Source organism: Sphingomonas bacterium (genome assembly GCF_903644055.1).
Lineage (GTDB): Bacteria > Pseudomonadota > Alphaproteobacteria > Sphingomonadales > Sphingomonadaceae > Sphingomonas_I.
The window spans coordinates 1-4,911 of the sequence record NZ_CAHJXD010000181.1; the positions used below are offsets into that span (position 1 = coordinate 1).

6 protein-coding genes and 1 pseudogene are annotated in these 4,911 nt (G+C 67.1%); 1 reads left to right on the forward strand and 6 read right to left on the reverse strand.

The features are described from left to right. Positions 1-137: 137 nt before the first annotated feature. On the reverse strand, positions 138-431 hold the full coding sequence (locus HUU94_RS07950) for a hypothetical protein (protein WP_174274554.1): 294 nt from the start codon (positions 429-431) through the stop codon (positions 138-140). A gap of 125 nt (positions 432-556) precedes the next feature. Here HUU94_RS07950 and HUU94_RS07955 point away from each other — a divergent pair, with 125 nt between their 5' ends. Further along, positions 557-985: a DUF4112 domain-containing protein gene (locus HUU94_RS07955; protein WP_174274555.1), complete on the forward strand. Its 429-nt coding sequence runs from the start codon at positions 557-559 to the stop codon at positions 983-985. On the opposite strand, the gene HUU94_RS07960 is transcribed toward HUU94_RS07955, so the two are convergent. The 5 genes and pseudogenes from HUU94_RS07960 to HUU94_RS07980 form a co-directional block, all read right to left on the reverse strand. Then, positions 986-1,822, reverse strand: coding sequence for a ribonuclease T2 family protein (locus tag HUU94_RS07960; RefSeq protein ID WP_174274556.1), 837 nt, complete (start codon positions 1,820-1,822; stop codon positions 986-988). Positions 1,823-1,888: 66 nt separating this feature from the next. Further along, entirely contained in the window at positions 1,889-2,773 is an 885-nt protein-coding gene (nadC, locus tag HUU94_RS07965; protein WP_254602047.1) for a carboxylating nicotinate-nucleotide diphosphorylase, read from the reverse strand. Further along, on the reverse strand, positions 2,766-3,767 hold the full coding sequence (gene nadA, locus HUU94_RS07970) for a quinolinate synthase NadA (protein ID WP_174274557.1): 1,002 nt from the start codon (positions 3,765-3,767) through the stop codon (positions 2,766-2,768). Before nadA ends, nadC begins: the two co-directional genes overlap by 8 nt. A gap of 160 nt (positions 3,768-3,927) precedes the next feature. Further along, entirely contained in the window at positions 3,928-4,143 is a 216-nt protein-coding gene (locus HUU94_RS07975) for a hypothetical protein (RefSeq protein ID WP_174274558.1), read from the reverse strand. A 396-nt stretch (positions 4,144-4,539) separates the two neighbouring features. After that, positions 4,540-4,911 (reverse strand): annotated as a pseudogene (locus HUU94_RS07980) (recombinase RecA); the annotation flags it as partial.

Genomic DNA, 4,911 nt, shown 5'->3' on the forward strand with positions numbered 1-4,911 from the left:
GGGTCCCGCTGCCTGCCAACGCTGAAGAAGAAGCGGGACCCCGGCTCAAGGCCGGGGTGACGATCTATTGTGGCAACGTCCATTACGGCCTGATTTTGCGGCGTCGAACAGGGGAGCATCCGCGCGCCCGGCGTCGATTATTCTTCCGCGTTCGGCTCTTCGGTCCTGGATTTTCGGAACCGCCGTTTCTTCCGCTCGACGATCGCCTCGGCGATCAGCTCGCCCTGTGCGATGTCGAGCGCTTCATCCTCGCCGCGCTTCCGGCGTTTGACCGCCTTCCACTTGCCGCCGCCATGCGGGCGCGTCATCGGGATGGCGCAGCGGGCACAACGGCTCGTCCAGCCCGCGGGCGTCGCCTTGGCCTGCCCGCGCGAGCGGACGTGGCGCCCCAGCAGGCAGTTGATCCCGCCCCAAAGCCCCATGCTCGTCATGCCGACCGCTCCATGCGCCTCCCTTAGCCGAGTGATCCGGCGAGGCAACGGGCGGCGCGTCGACGCATCCACGGCGCGCGCCGCCGCGCCATGGAACCAGGCCGCGCGCCACGCGCTAGGCGATGATGGCCGAATCCCCCCGCGCAACCCGGTACGATCCGCTATCCGATCGCCTTCCCGGGCTGGGCCGCGACGCTGCATCGGTGCGCCGCCGCATCGAGGCGCTGGAGCGCGTGCTCGAGCGGCTGTTCGTGGTGCCCGGGCTCAATCGCCCCGTCGGTCTCGACGTCATCCTCGATGTAGTGCCCGTCGCCGGCGACCTGATCGGCGCGCTGCTCGGCGCCTATATGGTGTGGGAGGCGAAGAACCTCGGCATGTCGCGCTGGGCGACCGCGCGGATGCTCGGCAACGTCGGGGTCGACGCTTTGCTCGGTGCGATCCCCTGGGTCGGCGCGATCCCCGATTTCTTCTTCCGATCGAACACGCGCAACCTGAAGATCATCAAAGCGCATCTCGATCGCCACCATCCGGCGACCGCGCTGATCGAGCCCTGATCAGCCGGACCGCGATCGCCGAAAGCCAGAGCGATTCTGGCCTTCGTGGCTTTCGTGGCCTTCGCTCCCGGCGTCCGCGCGCCGCCCTCCCCTCCAGATCATCACGCGATCGTTCGGGCTCGCACCCCCCGCCGACGCCGAACAGACGGTCCGACGGAAATCGGTGTCGAGGCAGAACCAGATCTCCTTGAGCCAGCCCTTCCTGTCGAGGTTGAGCCGCATCATGCCCGCGCTCATTCCGGGATTGGCCCCGGCGATCGCCGTCTGCACGTCGCGCGCGGTGAGGCGGCGATAGGATAAAGCGCGCAGCCTGGGCATGGCGAGACCGGCGAACAGGCGATTGGACAGCGCGAAATAGCGATCGGGCGTGTAGCCCGCCATGCAGGTGCCGTGCTTAGCCCATTCGTGCTGGATCAACTGCGGCGAAGGCGTCGCGCAATAAGGACCGGCGATCACCGCCGCCGGCAGCGGATCGGCGGGCCTGCACCATTGCGGCCAATCCTTGCCGCGCCCATCGGGCCACAGGCCGTGTAGCATGAAATCGGGCGACGCGCCGATCGCCGCATTCGCCCCGCGAGCCATGGTGCGGCCCATGGTGCGACGTTGCGCGCATTCCTCGCTCGCATCCTCGCGGCAATGCCCGGGCATCCAGATCACCGACAAAGTGTAGCCGCCGATCGGCAGCCGCCGCGCGGGCTCTTTGTCGCTGGCGGCCTCGCGATGCGGCGCGGTCAGCGTGCCCGGCACCGCGCAGGAGGGCGCGGCAACCGCCGCCTGCGCCGCCGCACAGCCGATCATCAGCAGCAAAGCCCTCAGCAGATCCAGCGCATGCCGCACAGACCACCTCCCACGAATCGAACGTTAGGAACATAGCAAAAACGGAACAGACAGTAAACACAGAAATCATATCGCGGCGAAATCCAGCCCGATGTCCGCCGCCGGGGCCGATTGGGTGAGCCGCCCGACCGAGACATAATCCACCCCGCTGCCGGCGATCGCGCGCACCGTCTCCAGCCGCACGCCCCCCGATGCCTCGGTCGGCACCCGGCCCGCCACGCGCGCCACGGCATCGCGCAGCATCGCCGGCGCCATATTGTCGAGCAGCAGCCAGGTCGCGCCGCCGGCCAGCGCGCCCTCGATCTGGTCCAGCGAATCGACCTCGACCATGATCCGCGCGATCCCCGCGGCTTTGGCGCGCGCCGCCGCCTGCTCGACGCCGCCAGCCACCGCGACATGATTGTCCTTGATCATCGCCGCATCCCACAACCCCATGCGATGGTTGCGCCCGCCGCCCATCCGCACCGCATATTTCTCGAGCAGCCGCAGGCCGGGGATCGTCTTGCGCGTGTCGAGCAAAGTCGCGCCCGTGCCCGCGATCGCATCGACATAAGCGGCGGTCAGCGTCGCGATCCCCGACAGATGCTGCACCGTGTTGAGCGCCGATCGTTCGGCGGTGAGCATCGCGCGCGCCGAACCCTCGATCCGCAGCAATTCGGTGCCCGCCGCCACCCGCGCGCCATCCTCGACCAGCCGCTCCACGCGGACATCGGCATCGAGCGCGCGAAAGAAGGCCTCGGCGATCGGCAGCCCCGCCGCTGCGATCGCATCGCGGCTCGCCATCACGCCGCGAAAGCGCGCCGCCGCCGGGATCACCGCCGCCGCCGTGATGTCGCCGCCCTCGCCGAGGTCCTCGGCGAGCGTCGCGCGCACGAAGGCGGCGAGGTCGAAGCCCGGAATGGCAGCCGATCCCCAGGCGTTCACCGCATCGATCGCTGCCGCGTCAGTCACCCGCCACGGGCTTCGCGCCGAGATCGCCCTGCCCGACGTTCGCGCTCGCCATTTCCAGCATCCGGTCGAGCGGGCGCTTGGCGGAGAGACGCGTCTCCTCGTCCAGCTCGATCCGCGGGGTCAGGTCGCGCAGCGCGAAGTATAGTTTCTCGATCGAATTCATCGCCATGTACGGGCACATGTTGCAGTTGCAGTTCCCGTCCGCGCCGGGGGCGCCGATAAAATGCTTGTGCGGCGCGGCTTTCTCCATCTGGTGGATGATGTGCGGCTCGGTTGCGACGATGATCGTCTGCGCGGGCGAGGACAGAGCGAAATCGAGGATCGCGCGCGTGCTTCCCACCTCGTCGGCATGATCGAGGATATAGGCCGGGCATTCGGGGTGCGCGGCGACCGGGGCGCCGGGGTAGCGCGCCTTGAGCTTGAGCAGCTCGGTCTCGCTGAACGCCTCGTGGACGATGCACGCGCCCGGCCACAGCAGCATGTCGCGTCCGGTCTTGCGGTTGAAATAAGCGCCGAGATTCTTGTCGGGCGCGAAGATGATCTTCTGGTCGATCGGCAGTTGCGACAGGATCTTCTCCGCCGAGGAGGATGTGCAGATGATGTCCGAATGCGCCTTCACCGCCGCCGAACAATTGATGTAGGTGATCGAGAGATGATCGGGGTGCGCGGCGCGGAAGCGCGCGAACTGCTCGGGCGGGCAGCTATCCTCTAAGCTGCACCCCGCCGCCATATCGGGCAGCACTACGATCTTTTCGGGGCTCAGGATCTTGGCGACCTCCGCCATGAAGCGCACGCCGCAGAAGGCGATCACGTCGGCTGGCGTGTCAGCCGCTTTTCGTGAGAGATCGAGGCTGTCGCCGACGAAATCGGCGAGATCCTGGATCGCGGGCTCCTGATAATAATGCGCGAGGATGACGGCGTTGCGCGCCTTGCGCAGGCGATCGATCTCGGCGTGGAGGTCGAGCCCGGCGAGGCTCTGGACGGGTGCGTTCATGCGCGTTGAGGTAGGGAGCGGAAGCGCCGTTGACCAGAGCGTCGTCGCCTCCCGGCCGTCATCGCGGGCGAAAGACGGGATCTCATGCGATACGCGCTCGGCCTATCGGCAAGACCCCAGCCTGCGCCGGAGTGACGCACCGGTCGGAACGACGACGCGCTTACTTGCCGCGCAGCGTGTTGAGCAGTGCCACACCGATCACGCCGGCGAGTGCCGCGGTCGCGAACGGGCGCGCCTTGGCGAAGCTCTTCGCCTGATCGACGATCGGGGCGTTGCCGTTGAGCAGGCCGCGCGCCTGATCGATCAGGCCACCGCCGGTGGCGGGCGTGGCCGTCGTGCTGGCGGGGGTCAGCGTGGAGGTGGGGAGATCGGCCATGTCATGTCCTTCGATGGGGGGTTGGGAGATCGATGCTTCGGACCTGGAACGATCGATCGCGCCGCTGGTGCCCTCGCCTCAGCGTTTTCCGTGACTTTCTTCCGGGAAAGCATCGACTTCCTTCCGCGGGCGGACATGTCTGACGTAACGGAGGAGACGCCACGTCATCGCTCGCGCCCGCTTACTCTTCCTTGCCTGGGATGGATCGACATTCAACCTTGAGAACAGACCCCAGCGCTTAGAGCCTCCTGTTGACGTTGAGCTTTCGTCACCCCGGCCTTGAGCCGGGGGTCCCGCTTCTTCCCAAGCGTTGGCAGGCAGCGGGACCCCGGCTCAAGGCCGGGGTGACGGTCGATTTTGGGCAACGTCCTCCCAAATCGTGAACGTCGATCGGCCCTAAAGGTCGTCGTCCTCGCTCGGCCCGGCCATCAGCGCTTCGGCGACATCCTCGGTCTTGCCGCGGATCGCCTGTTCGAGCTTGGCGCAGAGATCGGGATTTTCGCGGAGGTAGACTTTCGAATTTTCGCGGCCCTGGCCGATGCGGATGCTGTCGTAGCTGAACCAGGCGCCCGATTTCTCGACGATCCCCGCCTTGACGCCGAGATCGAGGATCTCGCCGACCTTGGAGATGCCCTCGCCATACATGATGTCGAACTCGACCTGCTTGAACGGCGGCGCGACCTTATTCTTGACGACCTTCACGCGCGTCGTGTTGCCGACGATATCGTCGCGATCCTTGATCTGGCCGGTGCGGCGGATGTCGAGGCG

Excerpts from the sequence above, each read along its gene's own strand:
- HUU94_RS07950 (WP_174274554.1), bottom strand. The coding sequence starts at position 431 with ATGACGAGCATGGGGCTTTGGGGCGGGATCAACTGCCTGCTGGGGCGC.
- HUU94_RS07955 (WP_174274555.1), top strand. The coding sequence starts at position 557 with ATGGCCGAATCCCCCCGCGCAACCCGGTACGATCCGCTATCCGATCGC.
- nadA (WP_174274557.1), bottom strand. The coding sequence starts at position 3,767 with ATGAACGCACCCGTCCAGAGCCTCGCCGGGCTCGACCTCCACGCCGAG.
- HUU94_RS07975 (WP_174274558.1), bottom strand. The coding sequence starts at position 4,143 with ATGGCCGATCTCCCCACCTCCACGCTGACCCCCGCCAGCACGACGGCC.